This window comes from Marinomonas sp. 5E14-1 (assembly GCF_039939215.1).
Classification (GTDB): domain Bacteria; phylum Pseudomonadota; class Gammaproteobacteria; order Pseudomonadales; family Marinomonadaceae; genus Marinomonas.
This window is the reverse complement of the sequence record NZ_JBDXMW010000012.1, coordinates 29,060-53,082: the sequence shown is the minus strand read 5'-3', so window position 1 is coordinate 53,082 and position 24,023 is coordinate 29,060. Positions and strand designations below refer to the sequence as shown.

The following is a 24,023-nucleotide window of genomic DNA, read 5'->3' as shown; positions in this document are numbered from 1 at the left end:
CTCTTACGTTTAATATGAATAATTAATGATCGACTCTAAAATCACATTGCCTTAAAACAGGACTCACCTCAACCAAACACTATGATAAAACCTAAGACAACGAAAAAAGACACACGAAAAGAGCTTGAGTCTTTAGTAGATCAATTTATCAAAGCAAAGGGAGAGATCCAGCAAATCGACATGGGTGAGTCTGGCCTAGTTGATGGAAAGTATAACACGAGCCATATGGGCTTTAGCGAGCCCAAAAAAGAGCGCACACCATTAAATCATGTTGTTGCCGCTTTACAGCAAAAAAAGAAACCATCCCCTCCTACGCCTTTACCCAAGAAAAAGCCAAAAAAGAAAATTATCTATGATGACTTCGGCGACCCCATCAGATGGATTTGGGAAGAATGAGAATAAATTATTGATCTTCCATAATACCTTTGTGTTGCACTCTATAGGCTGATTAAATAGATACAAAGTTTAAGCAGACTAGGAATTTCTCATGTCCATAAAATACCTGCACGCTATGATCAGAACGAACAAACCAGAAGAAAGTCACATCTTTTACACCCAAGGATTAGGTTTAATAGAAACCAAACGAAAAGATAATGAAAAAGGCCAGTTCACTCTTATTTATTATGCCACAGAGTATGGTGCGCCAGAGGTAGAGCTTACTCATAATTGGAATGAACAAAGCTACTCAAATGGTGATCAATTCGGCCATTTAGCTTTCGAAGTGGATAACATTTATCAAATATGTACTCACCTTCAGTCTATGGAGGTTACAATATTACGTCCACCTAGAGACGGGCGCATGGCTTTTATTAAAGATCCAAACAATATTTCCATTGAGCTACTCCAAAAAGGAGAGCCTCTTGAAATAGCTGAGCCTTGGATTTCTATGGAGAACATTGGACGTTGGTAGTTACATTTCACTACATTTCGATTTTCTATGCCTAACAAAGCTACAAAAAGACACTAGCTAGCGTATCACGCTTTCATTAACCTTATAATCATTAGATTTATTTATGAAAGAGTGGTAATTGATCATGAGCACTATTACAAAAGTAATTAGCTTTGGAATATTGTTTGCATTTAGTCATTTAGCTTCAGCTGAAAGCTTGTATACATCAAAAATACAGCCTCGCCTGTCAGATGAAGACAGAGATGGTGTTATTACGGCTCGAGACTTGTGCCCAAATACACCTATTGGCTCAGTAGTAGACAACAATGGCTGTCCGAGCCAAACAACCAAATTACTTTCAGTTGAGTTAAATATTTTGTTTGATTTTGGAAAAGCCGACATTCAATCTCGTTTTTACCCAGAATTAAAAAAGCTGGCTTCCTTCTTAAAAAGCCACCCAACAAGCACAGTTATTATTGAAGGCCATACTGACGATAGAGGCTCTGAAGAGTTAAACGAAGCGCTATCTCAAAAGCGAGCGACAGCGATCACAGACGTTTTAGTAGACAGCTTTAGAATTAAGCAAGAAAGAGTAAAAGGCATTGGGTATGGCGAAAGTCGACCAATCAGTGACAATGATACAGAAGAAGGCCGTGAGAAAAACCGCCGAGTTGTAGCTGAAGTGATTGCAGAACAGCAATTCGCAAATAAGCGCTGGACTATTTACAGTATCGATACTAGTGCGAATACAGCTTTAAATAACAGATAAAAGAAGACAAGAGACCTTTCACTTTTTTCTTCAATCCATCTTTAAATCATAAGTACATCTGCTCGCCATTAATATCAAGTATTTGCCCTGTAATGTAAACAGCCACAGTTATGAGGCGAAAAACTTAAACAATGGAGCGAGCTCTTCTGATTCAGCGAAGCACTCAAAGCAATACTTCCCGCAACTTTATTTTTTAATTCATCACTTTTATCGGCATGAGATAGTGTATCAACTCCAGACTGGAATGCGCCCCCCCCCCCCAAACCACCAGCATTGTTAATCAGCACATCCATTCCACCAAACCTATTAACAAATGACTCGATCATTTTTTTGCATTCAGTACTTTTGGTTAAATCCTCAGGGAGGAAAAAACACTATCAACCCTACCTAATACCACTAGCTCATTTATCGCTTTATCTTCGGCATCATTTGAGACTGACTATTAATAGCAACCTTCACTTCAGACGGTACAAACAATTTAGCTGAAACCAACAAGTCGAAAATATAAGAAATAAGCCAATTTTCAGTTCGACTTTCTTTAAATTCATAAAAAAAACACATAAATGTGTTAAAATTATTGAACAGACATTAAACCTTGAGCCAAAAACAATTTAAACAATCGCCTCCAATGCTGGAAATGAAGGACACCATGACTAATAATAATAATTTTTCAAGCATCTCTACATCATCAAGAAGCTTACATGTACAGGTTGCTCGCAGTATTGCACGCCGAATTTTATCTGGAGAATTAGCCCAAGGCTCTATTGTTCCAAATGAAATGACCCTCTGCTCGCAATTTGGCGTTAGTCGAACCGCTTTAAGAGAAGCCATCAAACTTCTCACCTCAAAAGGGTTATTAGAGTCACGCCCAAAGATTGGAACAAAAGTAGTAAACAGAGCTTATTGGAACTTTCTAGACCCACAAATGATTGAGTGGATGGATGGCCTTAGTGACTCAAAAGTATTCTGCAGCCAGTTTTTAGGACTTAGAAGAGCCGTTGAGCCTGAAGCATGCGCATTAGCTGCGGTGAACGCAACACCAGAGCAAAGGAATGAACTTTCCAAAACCTTTGAACAAATGGTAAAAATTACGAAAAACTTTAATCAAGAAGCATGGACTGAGGTAGACCTAAGTTTTCATCGGTTAATTTTTAACTCTACGAATAATGATTTTTATCTTCCTTTCGGGAACATTCTAACCACTATGTTTAAAACCTTCATCATCCACTCTTCAAAAGATGGTGATGTTTGTTTAAACGAGCATCGTTTAATATACGAAGCAATCATGGCAGGCAAGAGTAAAGAAGCCCGAGAAGCGTCACAAGATCACCTTCAATCAGGTAAACACCGACTACCAGATGAGCCTTTGAGTGTTCCTGTGACAGCAGCGGTAAATTAATAAGTATAACCTCATTATAAACTGGTTCTTAATTCTCAGCCCCGCAAACACCCCAAATACAAAGAACAACATCGTCAGATATTCTCCTGACGATGCAAACAAACAATCCTTTCCTGAAAACCACTAAACCTTTTCCTTTCTATAATTTTTCCATCTCTAAAGCCATGCTCGGTCAGAGCACACAATGAATCGAAAGCAAAAAAAGAGATATAACAATATAATTATTATATCTCTTGGAAAACTAATATTTTAGTTTAGCTAGTGTTCTTAAATTTGCTTAAGCTTCCGCTTCTACAGAGTCATCAACAGCCTTAACTAACAACAAGCCAACTGCTAATACAATTACACCACATAACAAGAACACAGCGCGCCCCCATAATGGGTTAGGAATAATACACATCCCCATCACACCAATACCAGCAATGGCAATTAATGTACCAAGCATCTTACGCTGTTTGTTATCCAATGCTTTTTGTTCACTACCTTCAGAAACCAAAGGTGTCGCCAAATTATTGAAAAACAAATCAACATCACGTTGACGCTCTTCACTAAGGGGCTTGTAAAACAAGACAGACAATACAAAGAATCCGCCAGTGAAAACAATGTGAGCTAATAGGCCGATAGCAACCTTAGAGTCAGACCATTCACGTTTAGTTAACTCTTCAAGACCAAATACGTTCTGCACAAGTTCAGGAGTGATGACAAAGCCAACGTAGTAAGACACCAAGCCACCTACAACCAATGTACCCCAACCAGCCCAATCAGGCGTTTTCTTAATAAAGAAACCTAAGAAAGCAGGAATCGTCATAGGGAAACCAATCAAAGCACCTACGTACATCATGGTGTCAAACAAGCTCAACCCTTTTAAAGAGTTAATGAACAAGGCGATCAAGATAATGGCGATACCGAAGAAAGTCGATGTTAGCTTTGATACAAACACTAACTCTGTTTCAGCCGCTTTTGGACGCAAAATTGTTTGATAGAAGTTCTTTACAAAAATACCTGAATTACGATTAAGGCCAGAGTCCATAGAAGACATTGTTGCAGCAAACATTGCCGCAATCAGTAGTCCAACCATACCTACTGGCATGTATTCCTGAACAAAGTACAAGTATGAGAAGTCTGCTGCTTTACTACCTTGCTCAGGATAGATAGCTGCTAAATCAATACCTTGACCCGCCAAGAACCAGCTAGGCATAAACCAAATTAGAGGGCCCATTGTCATTAACACACAAGCTAACAGTGCCGCTTTTCTAGCATTATTAGAGTCTTTTGCCGCCAGATAACGGTAAGCATTCAACATATTGTTTGTGATACTGAACTGCTTGAAGAAAATGAATATTGCCCAGATACCGAAGATGCTTAGGTAATTCAAGTTATTACCCGTTAGGAATGAGCCATTTTCATCTGCAGGGAAGTTAGCAATGATCTCACTAACACCGCCGCCTTGAACAATAGCCACAACAGCACATGTTACAGTTACCGCCATGATAATGACCATTTGCATGAAGTCAGAGGCAATAACGGCCCAAGAACCACCTGTTACAGACATCACCAAGACTACAAGACCTGTAACCCAGATAGTTGTAACCATATCAAAACCAAAGATACTAGAAGCAATGATAGCCAATGCATTCAACCAAACACCAGCCGATACAACACTATTTGGCATACTAGACCAAGTAAAGACCTGCTCATTTTTCGCACCAAATCGCATACGAATGGCTTCAATAACAGTAATTACACGAAGCTGTCTAAACTTAGGAGCAAAATACAAATAGTTCATCAAGTAACCAAATGCATTTGCAACAAAGATAACAGCGACGGCAAAACCATCGTTATAAGCTTTACCAGCTGCCCCTGTAAATGTCCAAGCACTAAACTGTGTCATAAACGCAGTTGCACCAACCATCCACCACAACATGTTACCGCCACCGCGGAAATAATCACTTGTTGTACTGGTGAAAGTTCTAAACATCCAACCAATGGCAATTAAGAATAAAAAATATATTCCGACGATAAGAATATCCACATCACTATCCTTTTATTTTTGTAATATTGCTAGCTATCACATGATTTAAAAAAACCCACAACACAAGTTGTAAAGTGGGAACAACCAATTCAACCAGACACTTCAAATCAACTTACAAACACTAAATCGAGCAGTGAATTACAGCAAGATGACCTTGGATCAAAATTGAAAATCTTTTCTACTTCAAGGCCGATGCGACCAAAAAACATTAACTTGTAGTTTAATAATAAAATAGTACAAATAAAAAACACTCGAGAGCAAGAAATTTCTCCCCCAACGCTGAGCCTTTTTTGATACAAATCAGCTCAATAACCTCAGGCTTTTACACAATGATACAAAATACAAATATTAGGGTAAGTTTTCGCTAATTATTCTAGATAAAAACCAACTTATCTTCTGATAAGTTGGTTTACCCAAATAACTTCATTTCAGCTTAAATACATTATTAATTAGAGCTCTGAAAAAGCACCTTTCCAACTAAATACTTCATGACTCGCTGGAATAGTATGCTCATTGCTCTGCTCACCAGTACTTCTATTTGAAATCCCGAAACGATACACAGAACCAGTTACGGTTTTAATTTCAATCACTGTACCGTCTGCGTTTTCAGCTAGAACTTCAATCTCAGACACTAAACCACGAGCACCATCAGAAGCCTCTATTGACTCATTAAAATAGCCATGAGTTTCTAATACAGAGGCAAAAACATGATTACTGCCAGACTGTCTTAAGATAAAAGCAGGCTCCGCACGCAAGTTGAAATCAGGATCATTAGCACCAATACGAGCAAAGATAACCTCACCGCCTTTTGGAGCCGTCGAAACAAGGCTGTAATAACTGCTATCGTGCAACCAGCTAACCAAAGCACTGCCCTCGACCTTGCCTTCTCCAGTCTTCCATAAATGCTGGTAGCCATTATCCGCACCTAAAGGAGAAAGCTTAGCCGGGATACTGTAGTCAAAATCGGTACGAATGATTTGTCCTTTGAAATGGAATGGCAAGTCATACTCATGCTCTTCGTCAGATAAAATTCGATACACATCAATGACTAATGGCTTCTCGAACTCTTCAATATCCGCAACTAAAATGCTTCGCTGCATTGTTACTCCATCATAATAATCTTCAATTATGGCACTAACACCTTGCAACTTAGTGTCTTCCACTTCAAAGAAGTGCTTTTGGCCAAACTTAGTTTCCGCCAATGCAGTATTGAATTTATTCTGAGTTTTTTGATCAACAACCACAGTATTATGCGCAACAGTCTGCTTACAGTAGGTTTTATTCTCTGGAATATAACGACCACCAAATTTAGGCTCAACATTGACCCAACGACCAAAACCATAATCCTGCAAAACCTCATGCCCACGGTTAAACACACTCATGTGCAAACCATCATAATGCCCATGATCCAATGCGGAGTGATATTGATGATCTGAGCCATGCTGACCAAACCATAACAACACCATGGTGTCGTCTTCTTCAGAGTCACGATGACGAAGAATACTTACGCCACCTTTTTCACCTTTTGGCCCATCACTCAAGAAAATACTGCCCCAAGAGAAAGGTTTAATTTTTTTGGCAGTTGAGACTGCGGTAGATAATGCCGCACCAGAAGTATGAATCCATACATCTTGCTGATGGTTCGCCATACTGATAAGCGTGTCATTTTGCTCATAGCGCTGAAAACAAACACTTGTGGCAATAATTACGCCTTCATCATTAATACTGATTGTCTTAGAAGAATCATTAAGCGCTGGCAAACTACCGTCAGGGAAAGCCGTCGCCATCACAGCATAAGAAGTCGTTTTGATAACCGAGTTGTTATATTCATAAATTTTCAACTCAGGTTGACGACGCTCAATCGTTTCTGCGAATAAAAAGATAGGGCGCAAGGAAAAGCGATGATAATAAGGTCCTTCCATATAATAACCGTCAGGAGAGAACAAATTATCCAATTGAGCTAAAAAGCCACCACTAGTACGATCTAACTTCAAACCGTAAAGCGCTTTATCAACCGACTCTTGATCCCCAATGGCATAACCACAAATACCAACAGCAGCCACAGCCCATAAGCCATGATTGTGAACAATGTCGAAGTCCTTACCGTATGTGACAACGAACATGTGAATCATTGGTTTAAACAAGTTCTCAGTAATCAGCGTTCGCTCATCATCCGTTAACGTGTGGTAAACACAGCTATATGCACAAGAGGCATAAAGCATCCACATATTTTCATTTAATGTTTGATGGAAAAGCTTACCAGGAGGATTTGAATCACGACTTGTGTTGTCTTCTAACTCCGGATAAACGTGCGCGTATTTCGTCAATATGGTCACAATGTAGTCACGATACATATCGTTCTTTGTGATCAAAAATAAGCGCGCAGCAATATCCATAATAATATAATTCTGCTTATGACGATTATGCTCATAACCGCCCGCTTCGCCTTGTTTAGTCGGCACTTCAATACCAATACTGTCCATGTAAGCTTTTACTTTGGCCATATCGCGACGCAAACCGCGCCCCAACAAAGAATTTTTTTCTAGTTCTTCTGCCAACACTGCTGCTTCATCAAAGCTTAGTAATAATGGTTGGTAACTCATATTCTTATTCCCCTTCAGCTGGACAGATATTTAATGAATAGAACCCTGTCCAACGATATTCAACCCCACAAAATTCAAGCTGATGCTCAGTACTTTCTTGGCAATCTGGCTGGTTACTCACCATCAAAATAAAGATTGCATCATTGGATGTAATCTCAACAACGGAACCCAAGTCGTTATGACCAATCACTTTAATATTTGAAATCTTGCCTCGGGCATTTGTTGATTGCTCAAACTCTTCATTAAAGTAACCGTGAGTTTCCAACACAGACGCAAATAAAGTGGTGCCGCCTTGACTACGCAATGTAAAGCCAGAATCGTTTCGTAAATTGAAGCTAGGATCAGCTGCACCTACCGTAGTGAAAATCACTTCATTGGATTCATTTGAGCTTGTACCCAACCAAGAGTAATACGCATTACCTTGCAACCAACTCACTAGAGCACTTTCTGGCACACTGCCAGAAGTAAGCTTCCATAAATGCTGGTAACCATTATCTGCGCCTAATGGCTCTAATTCAGCACATGATGTGTAAGTGAAGTTCGTTCTGACAATTTGACCTGCATATTGATGGGAATAATCATAACTATGCTCTGTATCCGTTTTTAAACGGAACAAGTCAATCAATAATGGCGCTTCAAAGTGTTCATCATTCAACAGAAACGCACTTCGTTGCATTTTTACATCATCGTAATGATCATTTGCAAAAGCACTTACACCTAAACAAGTTTCATCGTCACCAACAAAAAAGTGCGGGATCCCATGAACACAGTCCGCTTTATCTACATCAAAATTGTTTTGAGTTTTCTGATCAACCGTCACGATATTGTGTGCAATCGTCTGACGAGCGTAGGATTTATTCTCATCCAAATAGCGGCCGCCAAATTTAGGTTCAACATTCACCCAACGAGCAAAGCCGTACTCTTTCAATACCTCTTGGCCACGGTTAAAAAATGTAATACCAAGCGTATCAAAATGACCATGCCCCATACCGTGTTGACCATAGTTCATGTTCAATTGCGCGATATCGTTATTTTCTCCTTGAAGACGCAAGAACCCTTGAGCTCCCTTATCACCTTCTGCACCTTCATTTAACTCGATACTAGGCCAATAAGGAACGACAATATCGCCGGACTTTCTTGCTTTTTCATGTTCATTCGATAGAGACAAACCACATGAATGCAACCATACTTCACCTTGAAGCTCAGCCATACCAACAATATTTTCATCACAACCATAATGCTCAGCCAATACGCTCACAGCCACTTGTACACCAGCGTCTGTAATCCCCATACTACGGGAAGCATCATTTAACGCTGGAAACTTACCGTTTGGATAGGCTGTAGCAAGCAAAGCCTTCACTGTTCGACCGATAACGCCATCTTTGTAAGCGTAAATATCCACTTCAGACATATGACGATGCAGTATTTCAGCAAAAACACAGGTTGGGTAAATTGCATAACGGTGGTAATAAGGACCCTCAATGTAATAGCCAGCTGGAGAAAAAAGCTGCGAAATCTGGGCAAGAAAACCACCTGTTTCATTATTTGCCATGCCATAAACGGCCTTATCTAGGTATTCACGCTTACCGATTACCAAACCACAAATACCCACTGCAGCTACAGCCCAAATACCGTGATTATGAATACGATCAAAGTCATGACCGTATTTAACAGTAAACATGTCCAACATAGGGTCAAACAATTTATCCACAATGTGATTTCGCTGATCTTCTGTCATTTCATGAGATACGCAGGAATATGCCAAACTACTAAACATCAACCAGCAATGTTCATTTAGTATTTGGTGAAATAATCGACCAGTAGGATTGGTGTTTTTTTGAACGTGGAAGCCGAAAGTAAGGTATTTATCAGCATAGAGCGAAAGTAATGCGATGACGAAGTCAGCATACTTTTTCTCTTTCGTTACAAGAAATAGGTTACCCGCCAAATGCATGTACTTGTAGTTTTGCTTATGGCGATTATGCTCGTAGCCACCAGCTTCACCGTGGCCAGGCACTTCTAGTGGCAAACGCATAAATGCATCAACTTGTTCTTGATTGCCGGCGATGGTTTTCCCCATCAAACTGGAATGTCCGACCTGAGCCTGTAATAAATTAAGCTCATTACACGTAAATAATACTGATTGCATGTGCATCGTCTCCATCACTAAATTCGTATTTATTTTAATTTGCGCATAATAAAAGCATACCGCGACTCGCCCTAACCATTGGCAAGCCCCGGTATGCTTTTATTAACTTAGTGCTTATTAATGCTATTATAATACAAAAAAAATCAATCCAACAGCAAATACAAGATAGCAAACAACTGCTATACATCTATGAAAGCTACAATTTAGTAATAGAAGAATATTCTGAATTCAAGTCCCAAGTGCAACTCTTTTCACTTCAAATAGCCAAGAACATCTGCCTAAAAAAACAACAGCTGACTAGTTGAGCCCTAAACACTTCCTTGGACGATTGTTTATTCATCTCACCGCGAAGTGTATTTTCTCTTCTGTAACGCTTATTAAATCAGTGCTTTTAGGCACGTACCGCCTTAAAAGGCCGTTGCTATTTTCATTCGCTTCACGCTCCCAAGAGCTATATAGGTGAGCAAAATATACTTTCGCCTCTAATACCTCAGTGCGATAAGCAAATTCCCGACCATTATCCGCTGTAATTGACATCAATAGCTTTATGGTTGCTTCAGCCACCTCTTGGGCTGACTTTGAACTCACTCTCTTTAATTAGATAGAAACGCGTCTTTGTTTCTTCTGTTATCATGGATATATTGATAAATCTCTTTACGACTAACAGGAATACCATAGCTTTTGAGTACGTTAGAGACTTGCTCAGGACTCCAGTCGATTTCAATTAAAAAAGTACCTAACATTAGGTTTATTACACCGTAATACAGAATTCACCCGAAATTAAGTCATGTATTGATGAGGAGTTTTATTACTGTTTTTCGTGGATTGTATCTTTCGTTACACAGCTAGAAACATTAAAAAACAATCACATTTAAAGCTAAAAAAGCTCCCAACCCAGATCAAACATACTGACCGGCACAATAGCCACTTGCCCACGCCCATTGAAAGTTATAGCCACCAAGCCAGCCTGTCACATCAAGTACTTCACCAATAAAATAAAGACCTTTTTGCTTCTGAGACTCAAAAGTCTTCGAAGACACTTCACTGGTATTCACACCACCAAGTGTTACTTCTGCAGTCCGGTACCCCTCAGTACCGTTTGGCGAAATATCAAAGTCTGTCAAATAGTGATGTAAGGATTCAATTTGTTGATTCGATGTTTGTGCTGAGCGCTCGCTTAACCATGCAAATTCCTTTTTAACCAGCTCAACCAAACGCTTAGGTAACGTATTAGACAGTACGCTTTCGAAACTTTTCTTAGGCGTACTCCGGCGAACATCCAGCAAACCATCTAGTGACATATCAGGAGCGATATTAATTAAGAGTTCTTCTCCAGGTTGCCAGAAGTTCGTAATTTGAAGTATTGATGGACCACTCACCCCTCGATGAGTAAACAGCATTGGCTCTTGAAAAGTCGTTCCATTAGCAGTAGCTGCAATACCACAAGCAACACCTGACAATTCAGAAAATTGCGCCTTCCTATCCGGCTGCACTGTAATAGGCACCAAACTTGCCCGAGTAGGTAAAATTTCATGTCCCACTTGCCTAGCGATATCATAACCAAAACCAGTCGCACCCTTTGTAGGAATCGACAAACCACCTGTAGCAATAACTAATGAACAACAAACAAAAGCCCCTTGAGAGGTACTCACAAGAATGTCATCAGCTCGATAATCTATTGAATGAATCTTAGTATTTAACTTTATTTCAGCACCAGACCATTCCAATTCAGTCATCAAAATACTCAGTAAATCTTTTGCAGAATGTTGACAGAACAATTGGCCGGGCGTTTTCTCAACATACTCAAGCCCATGACGATCAACTAGATCAACAAAGTCTTGCGATGAAAAACGGCGAAGTGCAGAAATACAAAAATGAGGATTATCAGATAAGAAATGTTTTGGGGCAGCATCCATATTAGTAAAGTTGCAGCGCCCTCCACCAGACATCAAAATTTTCTTTCCAGCTTTATTAGCATGATCTAAGACAAGCACTTTTTTACCACGATACCCTGCAGTCGCAGCGCACATTAAACCCGAAGCACCAGCACCAATCACCACAACATCAACTTTATCCACAACTTACCTCATCACTTAAATGTGGCTGCATTATAGTGCTTCACTTTAACTTTTACACTGGATTGTGAAGCCTTTCTCCAAACTACAACAAGCAATTCAGCAAACAAAATACTGTCCACAAAAACAGTTAAAAAGGCTGTGGGAATCACAAAATACTTTTTTAAATTCAACAAGATAAATAAAATCAAACATTTATTAAAAAATATTTATAGAAAATAAAAAGCAAATAGAAGCAAGCACTAATGCAAAAAAAAACAGCAAATATTTCAAAAAAGATCTATACAAAAAGACTGTATAATTATACAGTACTGTACAAATAAACAGTAATGCTGATTTTTAAGGATATGATTATGATCACAATCAACCCCACTATTCGCAGAACACACAAAGTAGTATTCATCGCAATCATAGCCCTTGCTTTGTATGCACCAGCAAAAGACGCCCTTGACATCATAAGCAGGCACTTTTCCAAACAAACTATTCAAATAGTTGATGTTTCTTTTGGAAGCAATATGCCATGGCAAGAAAAAAGCACCTCTTTTCTAAAAGTAAGCAACAATGCTCAATCAACACTATCTAGATCACAAGTCATTTACACGAAATTACGCTTGAGCAACCCCACAGCAGAAGTAAAAACATATCGTAGAATTTGGCTGAATTTCACCCACGATAATGGTGATCAGGAATACACAACTGACTACACGCTATACAATACAGAAACACGCCAACGCTTAATAGGACAATCAGTCGAGCTTGGACCAAACAGCTCCATAGATATTATTGCTGCCTACCGATTCATTCCAAGCTATAAAAATAAGTCGCCCATTTCAATGAGCGTTTCTTGGGAAGGGCAAAGCCTGCTCAGGGACAAAGCATGTGAATACAATCTTCATAACGCATCGAACACTCGATTTCATTACCAATGCGACTAAATTCACACGCTCAATATGAACAGAAAAAATGAAATAAAAAAGACAAGAATGTAAGCAATACCTTGTTGATAATCGTTTTCATTTCTAATATGATGATTTCACAAACTAACATTGGAGCTCGAAACATGAAACGATTGTTAACCCCTATCGCAATATGCGTTGCCGGTGCAATGCTTACAGCGTGCGGCCCAGCAGCAGTAAAAAATGAATCTAGCACAGTAACGGCGGACGCTGTTGTTGTTCATTATGCGGATATTGCTGAAGCGATTTACAGTGACTCTTTGTCTACAGCAAAAACTTTACGTTCAACAATCGATGCATTCTTAGACAAACCTACAGAAGCCAATTTACAAGCTGCTCGTACCTCTTGGATTGCAGCTCGCGCACCTTACCAACAAAGTGAAGTTTACCGCTTTGGTAATGCCATTGTTGATGACTGGGAAGGAAAAGTAAACGCGTGGCCACTAGATGAAGGTCTTATCGATTACGTTGCTCAAGATAGCTATGGTTCAGAGTCTGACCTGAATCCTCTATATTCGGCAAATGTCATTGCATCTACTAGCCTAATTATTGGCGGTCAAACAGTAGATACTACAAACATCACTCCAGACTTGATTGCCAACACACTGCAAGAAGCGGATGGTGTTGAAGCAAACGTCGCAAGTGGTTACCACGCAATTGAGTTTTTACTTTGGGGGCAAGATCTACATGGCACTAACCCTGGTGCCGGTGAGCGTCCTGCTACAGATTTCGACTTAGAAAACTGCACAAACGGAAACTGCGAACGTCGTCGTGATTACCTAATGGCAGCAACTGATTTGCTTATTTCTGATTTAGAAGAAATGACAAACAACTGGAAAGAAGGCGGTGCAGCTCGTGTTGCTCTGCTAGAGCAATCTACTGATGAAGGTCTCGCTACAATACTAACAGGTATGGGCAGCTTGGCTTACGGTGAGCTTGGTGGTGAAAGAACTAAACTTGGTTTGATGCTACATGATCCAGAAGAAGAACATGATTGCTTCTCTGATAATACTCATTGGTCTCACTACCACGATGCACAAGGCATTAAAAATGTTTACTTAGGTGAATACAAGCGTGTAGACGGCAGCTGGGTTAAAGGACCATCTCTATCTAAGCTGATTGCTCAAGAAGACATTGCACTAGACCTTGAAATGAAAGCTAAGTTGGAAATAACAGAGACTGCAGCACAAGCCATGGTTGAAGCCGCTGAACATGGTCAGACATTCGATGTATTGATTGCGATGAACAACACAGCAGGCAACCAATTGGTTCAAACATTTGTTGATTCATTAGTTGATGAAACTCGTGTAACTGAAGAGATAATCCACCACCTAGACCTTCAAGGCATCGCTTTAGAAGGCTCTGATAGTTTGGATAACCCAAGCGCGGTATTTGAATAATACAGCACCCCCTACATAATAATTTAAATGGGGGTGCATGGAAGGATCTGTCATTTAGTCAGTTAATGGTATTTGTCTATTTATGACACATAAGTTAAAAGTAATAAACTTTAGTATAGCTGGCATCATTGCCAGCTTTTTTTATTTCCAAAACGACGCTTTTGCCAACACCTATTCAAACCCCATCTCAGGCATAAAGCTAGAAGATAAGCTCGACTTCAAAATCGGAGAGTCTGTCTTTCAAAAGTTTTGGGTCCCCTCACCTTCTTCAACCACAGCAAGCGATGGTTTAGGTCCTCTATATAACACCCGATCTTGCAACAATTGCCATATTAATAACGGGCGAGGTCACGCCCCTGAAGCAGGAATCAGTGGGGCTACAGTGCCTTCTTTTTTAATTCGTTTTGGAAAAGCTTACGAAGAACTCTCACCCGTAGCCGATTTTATTTATCCAAAGATTGGAGACCGTCATTATGGCAGTCAGTTTCAAAGTCATAGCGTTCAGGGAATTCAACCTGAAGGTGACTACTACCTTTCATATGACCTTCGCATAGAAACATTAACAGACGGCACAGAAGTAGAGTTAAGAAAACCAAAGCTACATTGGACTGCGCTTAATTATGGAAACTTAGAGGATAGTACAGGAATTAGCCTTTTGGTTTCCCCAGCACTGGTTGGAATGGGTTTATTGGATAATATTCCGAGTGCTACAATTGCGGCCAATGCTGACCCTGATGACAAAAATAAAGACGGTATTAGTGGTCGTATCAATTGGGTACCTGACGGAAACAATGGAAAAAAAATTGGGCGTTTTGGCTACAAAGCTTCAGCCCCAAGTGTTAGTTTCCAAAACCAACAAGCATTTAATACTGATTTGGGATTATCCACTCCAATTCACCCTGCTCCATCTGGTGATTGCACAGCACTTCAAGAAGAGTGCATGGCAAGCCAAAATGGAAACAGTGAACATTTAGGTAACCTAGAGGTTGATAAGCAACAATCAGATTTAGTTGATCTTTTTGTTTCTTTATCTTCGCCGCCCGTCATGCGTAACCTTGGTGATTCCACTTTCAGAGAAGGAAAAACAATCTTTGATAATGGAGGTTGTGCAAGTTGCCATATTCCAAAAATGGAAACAGGTAAACATGCAACGTTTGAAGCACTTGAAAACCGAACGTTCTACCCTTTCACTGATATGCTACTGCACGATATGGGACCAGAATTAGCAAGTGGTTTTCCTAGTTTCTCCGCAACACCAAGTGAATGGCGTACAGCTCCGTTATGGGGAATTGGTTTATCTCACAAAGTCTCTGGGAGACAAGGCTTCCTTCACGACGGACGAGCAAGAACAATTGAAGAAGCTATTCTCTGGCATGGCGGAGAAGCAAAACAGAGTCAACAGTATTACAAGCAATTAAATAAAGAACATCGACAAAAACTTATTTACTTTTTGGAGTCGCTTTAATGAAATGTTTCCCGAAGTTTGTTGCTTTAGCCGTTAGCGTAACCTTTCCCTTAATCACATCAGCAGGCCAATGGGAAGGCCCTCTTAACGGCATAGTCGATAAAGTGGTCAAGCAAGGCTATGAATCTTACTCTATCTCTGCCGAAGCCCTACAAAAGTCCAGCCATGAATTTTGCGCCTCCCCTTCAGAAGCAAATCTTAACTTGGCCCAACAAGCCTTTAAAGAAAACACCTTAGATTGGCAACAAGTCCAATGGCTTAACTTTGGCCCTGTAACCTACTTCATGCGCTACTACGCTTTTGAGTATTGGCCAGACAAAAAAGGCGTTACTCAACGCCAATTAAGAGCATTAAGTCAAGGCGACCCATCCATCATGGACGCCCCTAAGTTTTGGACTTCGGCCAGTATTGCAGTACGTGGTTTAACCGCTATTGAAAGTCTTCTTTTTCATCGAGACTTTGATCCAATGAATTCAACTAGTCATTGCAGTTTATTAGAGCGCGTTGCAAATCATCACCTAGAAAGCGCGAAAGCAGTTGCCCAACAATGGAAAGAAAGCAAAGCCCAGGATTGGGTGTTTGATGAAGAAGGCATGGGGTTTGATCCAGAAGAAGTTGCGCTAGAGCAATTCCTTCAACAATGGATTGAGCACATGTCTGCGGTGAAAGACTCCAAACTAGAAACTCCAATTGGTTATAATGGCCGCGAAAATTTAAAGTTAGCTGAGTTCTACCGCAGCGGGTTGTCGCTACAGACAATGCAAAAGAATTTGAAATCGTACCGTGAAATTTATCACTCAGGTTCACCTTCTTTATTTGACATAGCCAAACAAAGCAATCCTGTCGTAGCTGACCAGCTAGAACAACAGCTAATTGAAAACGTTAAATTATCTTTGCAACTGCCAAGCAATTTCTTTAAAGCAGACATAACACAAGAAGAGAAAATTGCGCTTGCGAAGCCTTTAGTAAAATCCATTTCTAGTAGCCAGTCTTACCTGTCTAGCTTAGTCACTTCCCTAGGCTTTCAAATTGGTTTCAACAGCCGAGACGGAGACTAGCCATGCCATCCAGAAGAGCATTTTTAGCATTAGGCAGCGCAATAGTTACAACGCCTGCTTGGGCAAGCTTGCTACCTGTGGACAATCGTGGTTATGTTTATGCTTCAGCCTATTCTCTAAATGATAAAGAACACTTCTTTGGTTTATTCGACGCTCAAGGCTCTTTACTCTGGAAAGCACAATTACCAGAGCGAGCCCATGCTCCTGTGGTTCACCCAAGCAATGCCATTGTTGGCATTGTGGCTCGACGCCCTGGTTTTTACCTTGATTTCTTTGATATGGCTTCTCAGCAAAAAATCTCTCGTTTAGAACCAACAAAAGAGCATCATTTTTATGGTCATGCGCTTTTCACTTCAGACGGAAAAAAGCTCATAACCCAAGAAAACCATTACCCTTCAGGTCAAGGGAAAACCTTCATTCGTGAATGGCCTTCTTTAAAAGTTTTAGAGAGTTATAACAGCAATGGTATTGGTCCTCACGAAGCTGTGTTCTTTAACGATGAAGTGCTTGTAATTGCTAATGGCGGCCAAAGAACACACCCTGACAATGACCGTATGGTAATGAACTTGGAGACAATGCAACCAAACGTTACTTATATGTCATTAAAAGACGGAGGTGTCATCAATTCATTTACCCATGATGATCCCAACCATCATCAACTAAGCATTCGACATCTAGATGTTAACCCAGATGGTTTGGTCGCACTTGCCTTCCAATATCAAGGGGATATTTGGGAACCTGTTCCACTTGTTGCTTTGTCTCATATCAATAACAATAAGATGGAATATTTGACCATTCCAGAACCTATTCGAATCCGCTTTAAACAGTACTGTGGCAGTGCATGTTTTGATGCAAGCGGTAAAGTGCTGGCAATCAGCACACCTCGTGGAGGTTTAGTCGCTTATTGGGAAGTAGAAAGCAAAACCTTCTTAGGCATAAAAAACTGCCGTGATGTCTGCGGTTTGGCGCCGTCTGATAAAGCTCATGAGTTTATTCTAACCAGTGGTACAGGTCATATTATTCGCCACAATCCCGTGAATGATGATGCCGATTTACTCCAAAAACATGAAGAAAAACACTGGGATAACCACTTAGTTCGAATCATTACCTAGTTTTTTAAACAAACCTTAAAACTAGCGTAGTCAAGCGTACTCTTTTTAGGTAATGTCTATAGGAAGCTGTAAATACCTGAAGTTCCTTATTTGGCATTATGAAGTTGGATAATGTTTATTACATTCCTGAAGAATTATTTTTTAGTTGATTCAAATCAACCCTTTAGCAAGAGCCATAAGCCCTTTCAGCAAAGTGCGCTTAGAATTTTGCTCGCCCTTACCACCATCATTTTTACTATTTCCGAGCTTCATTCTCTGCTCTCTTCGGAAGGAGACATCATACTCGGAACCAATAGCATTTATCTTGTGATACTTATTGGTCTTATTGGTTTAAGTACAAAGCACACTCAAGCCACGGCCGTGCTCTTCACGTTGACACTTATTACAAGCAGCTTTTTATTACTTACTCTTAGTGATGAAATTGACGCGAAAAAATACGCCATTATCTCATTGTATTCTCTACCTCTAATCACTCGATTACTCTTTAGCTTTAGAGCTTCTCTTATGGCTATGGCGATTAATATTTGCCCTTTTTATCTGATAATTAGCGAATATTTAGCACAGACTAACACCAGTTCGACACCATCATTCTATTTTCAACTGCTAACCTTTTTCACACTTAATTTAGGCCTACCTCTCGCTGTCTCAAGGATCATTTTCACTCTAGAGAACAACGCCAAACAGATGCAATCTCTTTATCAAAAATTGAATGACAACTATGCCTTATATGAAGAGTTTTTTGAAAACACAGGCACCCCAACATTGCTTTGCGATCAATATGGAAAAATTTTAAAAGCAAACCAATTGTCTCGTGAGCTACTAACAGATAATCAAGTATCCAACTTTTCAGATTCGAAAATATCAGATTGGCTGTCTTCTGTTGCTAATAATGGAAAGTTTTTCTGGCAATCTAATGTTGCCCAATGCACCCTCAAAAACAACCCAGAAACTCACATTGAAGTACGAAGAGCAACGCTAGACAGACACGGCCACTATGTTTTGCACCTACAAAACACAACCGAGTTAAGAGCGATACAGCAAGAATTAGAGTATACACAACAGACAAACAGCCGATTAACGCATTTTGATTTACTGACTCGACTTCCGAATTATAGAAACTTTTGTCATCAGGTAAATGAACGAATTAATGCAAAAGATACTCACCTTACAGGTGCGATGTTTATTATACGTATTTGCCAATTTAAACTGTTAAACAAGCAATATGGCAAAGACAACGCCAACAGAGTCATTCTGAACTTTGCAAAAGCTCTACAAGGGAATCTGTCAGAACAAGCCATCATCAGCCGATTACGTGGTGTTAAATTCGCTTGTTTTATTCCATTAAATCAAACTCACTTAATACAAAAAAACCTTACTACTTTAATCCGTTCTGTTCTACCTAAGCAGCTAACCATAGATGGTAACAGTCTAAATATGGACTATCAGGTTGGCATTGCTTATTACCAAACAGATGGAAAAACGGCAGAAATACTACTAGAGCATTGCGAAATGGCTCTTGAGTATTCAAGTAGTACGGATCGCTTTTCTTATTACAATTACGACCTAGAAAACAAACTTATTGGAGAGCACAAACTTAGCTTAAAGCTCAGCTCTGCAATTAAAAACAAAGAGATCAAAATATGGTTACAACCACAAGTCGCTCAAAATGGCCAAATTTGCTCATTTGAAGCTTTAGCACGATGGAAAAACGGCAACCAATTCATTTCTCCTACTGTATTCATTAGCATCGCAGAAAAGTTAGGCCTTCTCCCTCTTCTTGCTGAGAATATAATAAAAGAGCTAGTCAGCACTTTAAGTGAATGGCATAAAGAACACATTTATACACCAATTGCTTTCAATTTAGCAGGCCAAGAGCTAATGAATGACAGCTTCTTCGCCTTATTAATGAACTTAATTTCAGACAAGCCTTGGCTTAGTGAATTACTGGAATTAGAAATCACTGAAACCAGTTATGTTATGACTAATCCACTCATCCATAAGCGTTTACGAAGCCTGTCTCAATTTGGGTTCTCAATTGCCATTGATGACTTTGGTACAGGTCAAGCATCTCTCGGACAGCTTGTTGATATTCCAGCCAACACACTCAAAATAGATCGACGCTTTATTACGCCATTACCAAATGACCAACGCCATATTGATATTGTGAAATCGACTATACAACTGGCAGAGTCATTGGGTATGAAAGTTATTGCGGAAGGTATTGAAACCAAAGAGCAAGCCAATCTACTTATCGCTCTCGGCTGCCATACTTTGCAGGGATATTACTTTGGTAAGCCATCTCCCTTGTCAGACTGGACAAGTAAAAACAACGAAAAAGCCAAAGAGCTTCGGATGGTTTATTAAGCTCTTATAACCGATTTCCTCAACCTAATTTGAATATAAAAAAACCAGAATTTAATAAACTCTGGTTTTTTTATGCATATAGTGTTTTATGAAACTAGAACGACATATTCATTGCTAAAGAGAAGAGATTGGCTGAAGATTCATAATCAGCCTCTAAAATGCCGCGAGCCACATCTTCACCTGTATCATCTCGACTAACTGATACATCGTCAATCACCACATGAGTATAAGCGAATGTTAGAGAAGCCATATCGTTAACATTATATGTTCCACCGAATGACAACCAAGTACGATCACCATCTGGTGTACGAGCTGAGCGATACTCATCCGTTACAGGAGAATAATCAATAGCAACACCAGTACGTAAAATCAACGTATCCGAATAGTCATAAGTCAAACCCGCTGAATAAAACCACTGATATTCAAAGTCAAAAGTTAAGACAGAGTCTGATTGAGTAGTTGCATCATCATCAAAATCAATCCTCAACCCATCTATAGAGTCCCAACCTGTACGCATTGCAGTCAACCCTAAAGTCAGCTTTTCTGTTAGCTCTTGATCCAAGCTAATGGTAAAAACGGAAGGAAAAGTTAAAGAGTCTGACACAGCAACATCCAATAAACTCAGCCCAAATGAATTTAAAGTATCTACATTTGCATAAGTCACATCACCTTCAAAATCGAAATCCACTTCACTGCGATATCCAACGCCAACTCGCGTCCCTTTTACAGGTTCAAGCAAAGCGCCTAAGCTATAACCATAGCCCGTTGCATTAGCTTCAATTCGACCATCACCCTCACTAAGAGCGGCATTCCCAATGGCTGACGCTAATACAACATCAGCTTGATGTAGCTGCACACTAGCACCAACGGAAAATTTTTCATTTAATCGATGAGCCAAGGAAAAACTCAATGCAATATCTTGAATACTGGTTTCTGTAGCATGAAAACGACCAGCCCATTCGTCACCATAATCCCCTGAAAGACCATAAGGTACATTCAAAGAAATACCAGTCACGGTACTATCTGATAAAGGTTTAGCGAAGTATATTGCAGGGACAAGAGTATTGTTAACAGGATCTGTAGACGAATTCGCTGAAGTTGCTGTTAAATCCGTACCATTTTTCGCTTCCGTTACCGTCGCTTCCATACTTGGCATAACATACGCACCGGAAACATAGACAGTTGTTTCGGCCGCATTTAGAAATAAAGCAGGGTTCCAATAGCTGAAGGATATATCTACACCGGAAGCTGCTACTCCAGCAAGAGCAGTACCAGATGCAGTAGCACTGTGGTCATTAAGAGCAAAACCCGCCGAGTAGGCTGAAGAGGCCACAACCAAAGAGGCTGCCACGAGATTCGCTTTAAAGAAAGTTTTTGAGGTGGTCATAATAAGCTCCATTGTTATTTTTATTAGGAAAATTATTTTTAAACTATCAAACCAGTTATACGCTTTCATTATAGAAGCCTGCATAATGATATTACCAGCAAGTATGACTAAAGGAATACAATATTTAACAAATATTACTCCATAAAAAAACAGAATATGGAGAAAAAAGAGAAAATAAAAAAATAGGATTATGATGAGATGAAAAAATACAAAAACAATAACTCTACCGATAACTATTTTATCGGAAAAAATGGCGGAATGGACGGGACTCGAACCCGCGACCCCCTGCGTGACAGGCAGGTATTCTAACCAACTGAACTACCACTCCAACACATTTAAGCTTTTTTACTTACATAAGCACTACTGCTTTTAAGTAGTAAGTTTCTCAAGATTGCCTCTCAAAACTTGGAGCGTATTATATACGAACTTCCTTTTAGATCAACCATTTATTTAAAATAAATAATTTGGAGATACACTAGGCAAGCTATGGCCTTTCAACAATCGTACATTTTTTCAAAGCCACCTCTTCTAGCTTTAAGTAAAAAAGGAAGAGCGCGTGAGCGTCTCTTCCTTTTTAGATCGCGATTATACATTATTTAAAAACGACTGTTTTATTGCCGTACATAAACACTCGGTGTTCAAGATGTAAACGTACAGCTGTTGCCAATGCAACGGTTTCTGTGTCTCGCCCAACCGCAACCAAACGCTTCGACTGTTTCTAACACACCATCAATCAAGCTTTGTGATCCACAAATATAAACATGTGTACCAACAGGCTGATCAGACAAAATGTCGGTCAAATTGCCATGTACGCCTTGGTAAGAGTCATAACAAAACAAGTGGCTTCCTAGCAGGCTTTCAAGCTCATCTCGATAAGCGCCTGTCTTACTTCTATGAAACATATAATGCATTTCAACGGTTTCTTCAGACTGTAGAAGCTGAGGAATATAAGACATGAATGGCGTCACTCCAACACCACCAGCAATGAGAATGTGTTTCTTTGCCCCCCAATAAGGCGCAAACAAATTGCTTAGCGGCGTGATAGATAAAATGTCACCTTACTTAATCGAACTCACCTTGACAGGAATGGGGGCGTTACTCATTACAGCACCTCCCTTCCAAGAATTTCAGTAGAGTCTTCAGCTTTAATATTTAAGCCAACATAAGCACCATGAGCGCGGGAGAAATGATCACGAACTAACAATAGTAAGCCACACCCATGACAATGAATTGGTGTCTCAACAATGCCTTCCATAACGCTATGACAATGGGAAAAACATCCTTCTTGCAGAGGAAACAGGCTCATTCAACTTCACTTGCTCAGACATAAACCCAGCACCAAGTGCAAACTGATGTATGTCCCACAAAAAAGCCTCTAAACCAAAGGCATAGATTTTGGACGACATTGGCAGACTTGCCATCGCGTTAAGCAAAGCTTGAGAAGGAGGCTTTTCACTTCCTTCTGCCGCCTAATCGCTTACACTAAAATACAGCACAGTTTTTTGTCTGCCCCCCAGTTTCTCAGATACCTCTATCATGACATCAGACCGCCCCTCTTCCCCTACAAACAAACTCATGCTCGCAGTAAGATCAACCTCTACAGGTTGATAACTAGGCTTACTTTTTAAAACAGCATTTTTTAGGTGACAGAAAAAGAGTAAAAAAACTTAAAAGATTACACTCAAAATAGAATGTCCATCTGAAAATACAGGAAAGAAGAGAAGAGAAAATAAAGCCGCTTTTACAAAGTAAAAGCGGCTAGTAGAAAGGATTAAAATTCTTGCGCGGCGTCTACCAAAGCATCCCAAAGATGCTGAGAACTAGACACATCACTGCACAGTAAATAACGATCCGAAGCACTATCGGAAGCCGATACGTTCACAATAATGCCATTCACTCGTGCAATAGAGGTTTGCGCTATGCTGCCTGCAGCAAACTTATCATGAGATAAATCAACACCACATACTTTTGCAAACATTTGCGAACCAAGTGTTCCTGATATTTCAAACACCCCATGACTGTGCTGACAATAAAGTCGATAAACGTCTGCTAAGCCTTGAGACAGCTGCTCAAGATGAAAAATACTATTTGATAATTCACCCGTTAAATCCATCAGCCAAAACTCTGTTTTACTCAAGCGTAAAACCCAAAGCCCCGCTTCCGAAAGAATGGCTTGATTAGGCGCACTGGGAAAATTAACGCCTTGACTGGTCAGAAACGCTTCCACGCCCACACCACGAAAGCCAACTCGGCTTTTTGTAGTACTGTCTTTCAACTGAATAGAGCTTTGATAGCCAGAAGGCAAAAGAGCAAATATCTGGCTCTGACGAGACTCCACACTCTCACTCACAATAAATTCAGCCAT

The 24,023-nt window shown here is 40.0% G+C and carries 17 protein-coding genes, 1 tRNA gene and 4 pseudogenes; 10 read left to right on the top strand and 12 right to left on the bottom strand.

Annotation, left to right across the window (positions count from 1 at the left end; translation table 11 throughout):
- The first annotated feature begins 81 nt into the window (after positions 1-81).
- The 3 genes from ABFY09_RS11705 to ABFY09_RS11695 all read left to right on the top strand — a co-directional run bounded on the left by ABFY09_RS11705 (position 82) and on the right by ABFY09_RS11695 (position 1,658).
- On the top strand, positions 82-396 hold the full coding sequence (locus ABFY09_RS11705; RefSeq protein WP_347984500.1) for a hypothetical protein: 315 nt from the start codon (positions 82-84) through the stop codon (positions 394-396).
- 91 nt (positions 397-487) lie between these two features.
- Positions 488-910, top strand: coding sequence for a VOC family protein (locus tag ABFY09_RS11700; protein WP_347984499.1), 423 nt, complete (start codon positions 488-490; stop codon positions 908-910).
- A gap of 124 nt (positions 911-1,034) precedes the next feature.
- A complete protein-coding gene (locus ABFY09_RS11695; RefSeq protein WP_347984498.1) occupies positions 1,035-1,658 on the top strand; it encodes an OmpA family protein in 624 nt (207 codons plus the stop codon).
- A gap of 74 nt (positions 1,659-1,732) precedes the next feature.
- Here the strand turns inward: ABFY09_RS11695 and ABFY09_RS11690 are convergent.
- Positions 1,733-2,017: pseudogene (locus ABFY09_RS11690) on the bottom strand (hypothetical protein); the annotation flags it as partial.
- Positions 2,018-2,307: 290 nt separating this feature from the next.
- On the opposite strand from ABFY09_RS11690, the gene ABFY09_RS11685 reads away from it, so the two are divergent.
- The gene (locus ABFY09_RS11685; RefSeq protein WP_347984497.1) at positions 2,308-3,057 is read left to right on the top strand and encodes a FadR/GntR family transcriptional regulator; all 750 of its coding nucleotides are present in this window, start codon (positions 2,308-2,310) and stop codon (positions 3,055-3,057) included.
- 277 nt (positions 3,058-3,334) lie between these two features.
- Here ABFY09_RS11685 and ABFY09_RS11680 read toward each other — a convergent pair whose 3' ends face one another.
- The 5 genes and pseudogenes from ABFY09_RS11680 to ABFY09_RS11660 form a co-directional block, all read right to left on the bottom strand.
- Positions 3,335-5,089, bottom strand: coding sequence for a transporter (locus ABFY09_RS11680; protein WP_347984496.1), 1,755 nt, complete (start codon positions 5,087-5,089; stop codon positions 3,335-3,337).
- Positions 5,090-5,538: 449 nt separating this feature from the next.
- Positions 5,539-7,692, bottom strand: a complete 2,154-nt coding sequence (locus ABFY09_RS11675; protein WP_347984495.1) for a heparinase II/III family protein — start codon at positions 7,690-7,692, stop codon at positions 5,539-5,541.
- A 4-nt stretch (positions 7,693-7,696) separates the two neighbouring features.
- Entirely contained in the window at positions 7,697-9,841 is a 2,145-nt protein-coding gene (locus ABFY09_RS11670; protein WP_347984494.1) for a heparinase II/III family protein, read from the bottom strand.
- A 339-nt stretch (positions 9,842-10,180) separates the two neighbouring features.
- A pseudogene (locus ABFY09_RS11665) lies at positions 10,181-10,463 on the bottom strand (IS30 family transposase); the annotation flags it as partial.
- A gap of 277 nt (positions 10,464-10,740) precedes the next feature.
- Positions 10,741-11,919: an NAD(P)/FAD-dependent oxidoreductase gene (locus ABFY09_RS11660; protein WP_347984493.1), complete on the bottom strand. Its 1,179-nt coding sequence runs from the start codon at positions 11,917-11,919 to the stop codon at positions 10,741-10,743.
- A gap of 350 nt (positions 11,920-12,269) precedes the next feature.
- Between ABFY09_RS11660 and ABFY09_RS11655 the strand changes: the two genes are divergently transcribed.
- From ABFY09_RS11655 to ABFY09_RS11630, 6 genes are all read left to right on the top strand, one after another.
- Positions 12,270-12,851, top strand: coding sequence for a hypothetical protein (locus ABFY09_RS11655; RefSeq protein WP_347984492.1), 582 nt, complete (start codon positions 12,270-12,272; stop codon positions 12,849-12,851).
- 125 nt (positions 12,852-12,976) lie between these two features.
- Entirely contained in the window at positions 12,977-14,272 is a 1,296-nt protein-coding gene (locus tag ABFY09_RS11650) for an imelysin family protein (protein ID WP_347984491.1), read from the top strand.
- Between the two features lie 82 nt (positions 14,273-14,354).
- On the top strand, positions 14,355-15,737 hold the full coding sequence (locus tag ABFY09_RS11645) for a di-heme oxidoredictase family protein (protein ID WP_347984490.1): 1,383 nt from the start codon (positions 14,355-14,357) through the stop codon (positions 15,735-15,737).
- Positions 15,737-16,795, top strand: coding sequence for an imelysin family protein (locus tag ABFY09_RS11640; protein WP_347984489.1), 1,059 nt, complete (start codon positions 15,737-15,739; stop codon positions 16,793-16,795). The genes ABFY09_RS11645 and ABFY09_RS11640 overlap by 1 nt, the downstream gene beginning before the upstream one ends.
- A 2-nt stretch (positions 16,796-16,797) precedes the next feature.
- The gene (locus ABFY09_RS11635) at positions 16,798-17,907 is read left to right on the top strand and encodes a DUF1513 domain-containing protein (RefSeq protein WP_347984488.1); all 1,110 of its coding nucleotides are present in this window, start codon (positions 16,798-16,800) and stop codon (positions 17,905-17,907) included.
- A gap of 207 nt (positions 17,908-18,114) precedes the next feature.
- On the top strand, positions 18,115-20,271 hold the full coding sequence (locus ABFY09_RS11630) for a bifunctional diguanylate cyclase/phosphodiesterase (RefSeq protein ID WP_347984487.1): 2,157 nt from the start codon (positions 18,115-18,117) through the stop codon (positions 20,269-20,271).
- Between the two features lie 94 nt (positions 20,272-20,365).
- On the opposite strand, the gene ABFY09_RS11625 is transcribed toward ABFY09_RS11630, so the two are convergent.
- The 6 genes and pseudogenes from ABFY09_RS11625 to ABFY09_RS11600 form a co-directional block, all read right to left on the bottom strand.
- The gene (locus ABFY09_RS11625) at positions 20,366-21,658 is read right to left on the bottom strand and encodes an outer membrane protein transport protein (RefSeq protein ID WP_347984486.1); all 1,293 of its coding nucleotides are present in this window, start codon (positions 21,656-21,658) and stop codon (positions 20,366-20,368) included.
- Between the two features lie 251 nt (positions 21,659-21,909).
- Positions 21,910-21,986: transfer RNA gene (locus ABFY09_RS11620), tRNA-Asp, on the bottom strand.
- Between the two features lie 264 nt (positions 21,987-22,250).
- A pseudogene (locus ABFY09_RS11615) lies at positions 22,251-22,367 on the bottom strand (formyltetrahydrofolate deformylase); the annotation flags it as partial.
- Positions 22,368-22,392: 25 nt separating this feature from the next.
- Positions 22,393-22,683, bottom strand: a pseudogene (locus ABFY09_RS11610) (oxidoreductase); the annotation flags it as partial.
- 77 nt (positions 22,684-22,760) lie between these two features.
- Positions 22,761-22,964 carry a hypothetical protein gene (locus ABFY09_RS11605; protein ID WP_347984485.1) on the bottom strand — a complete coding sequence of 68 codons (204 nt, stop codon included), beginning with the start codon at positions 22,962-22,964 and terminating at the stop codon, positions 22,761-22,763.
- 465 nt (positions 22,965-23,429) lie between these two features.
- Entirely contained in the window at positions 23,430-24,023 is a 594-nt protein-coding gene (locus ABFY09_RS11600) for a sarcosine oxidase subunit gamma (protein WP_347984484.1), read from the bottom strand.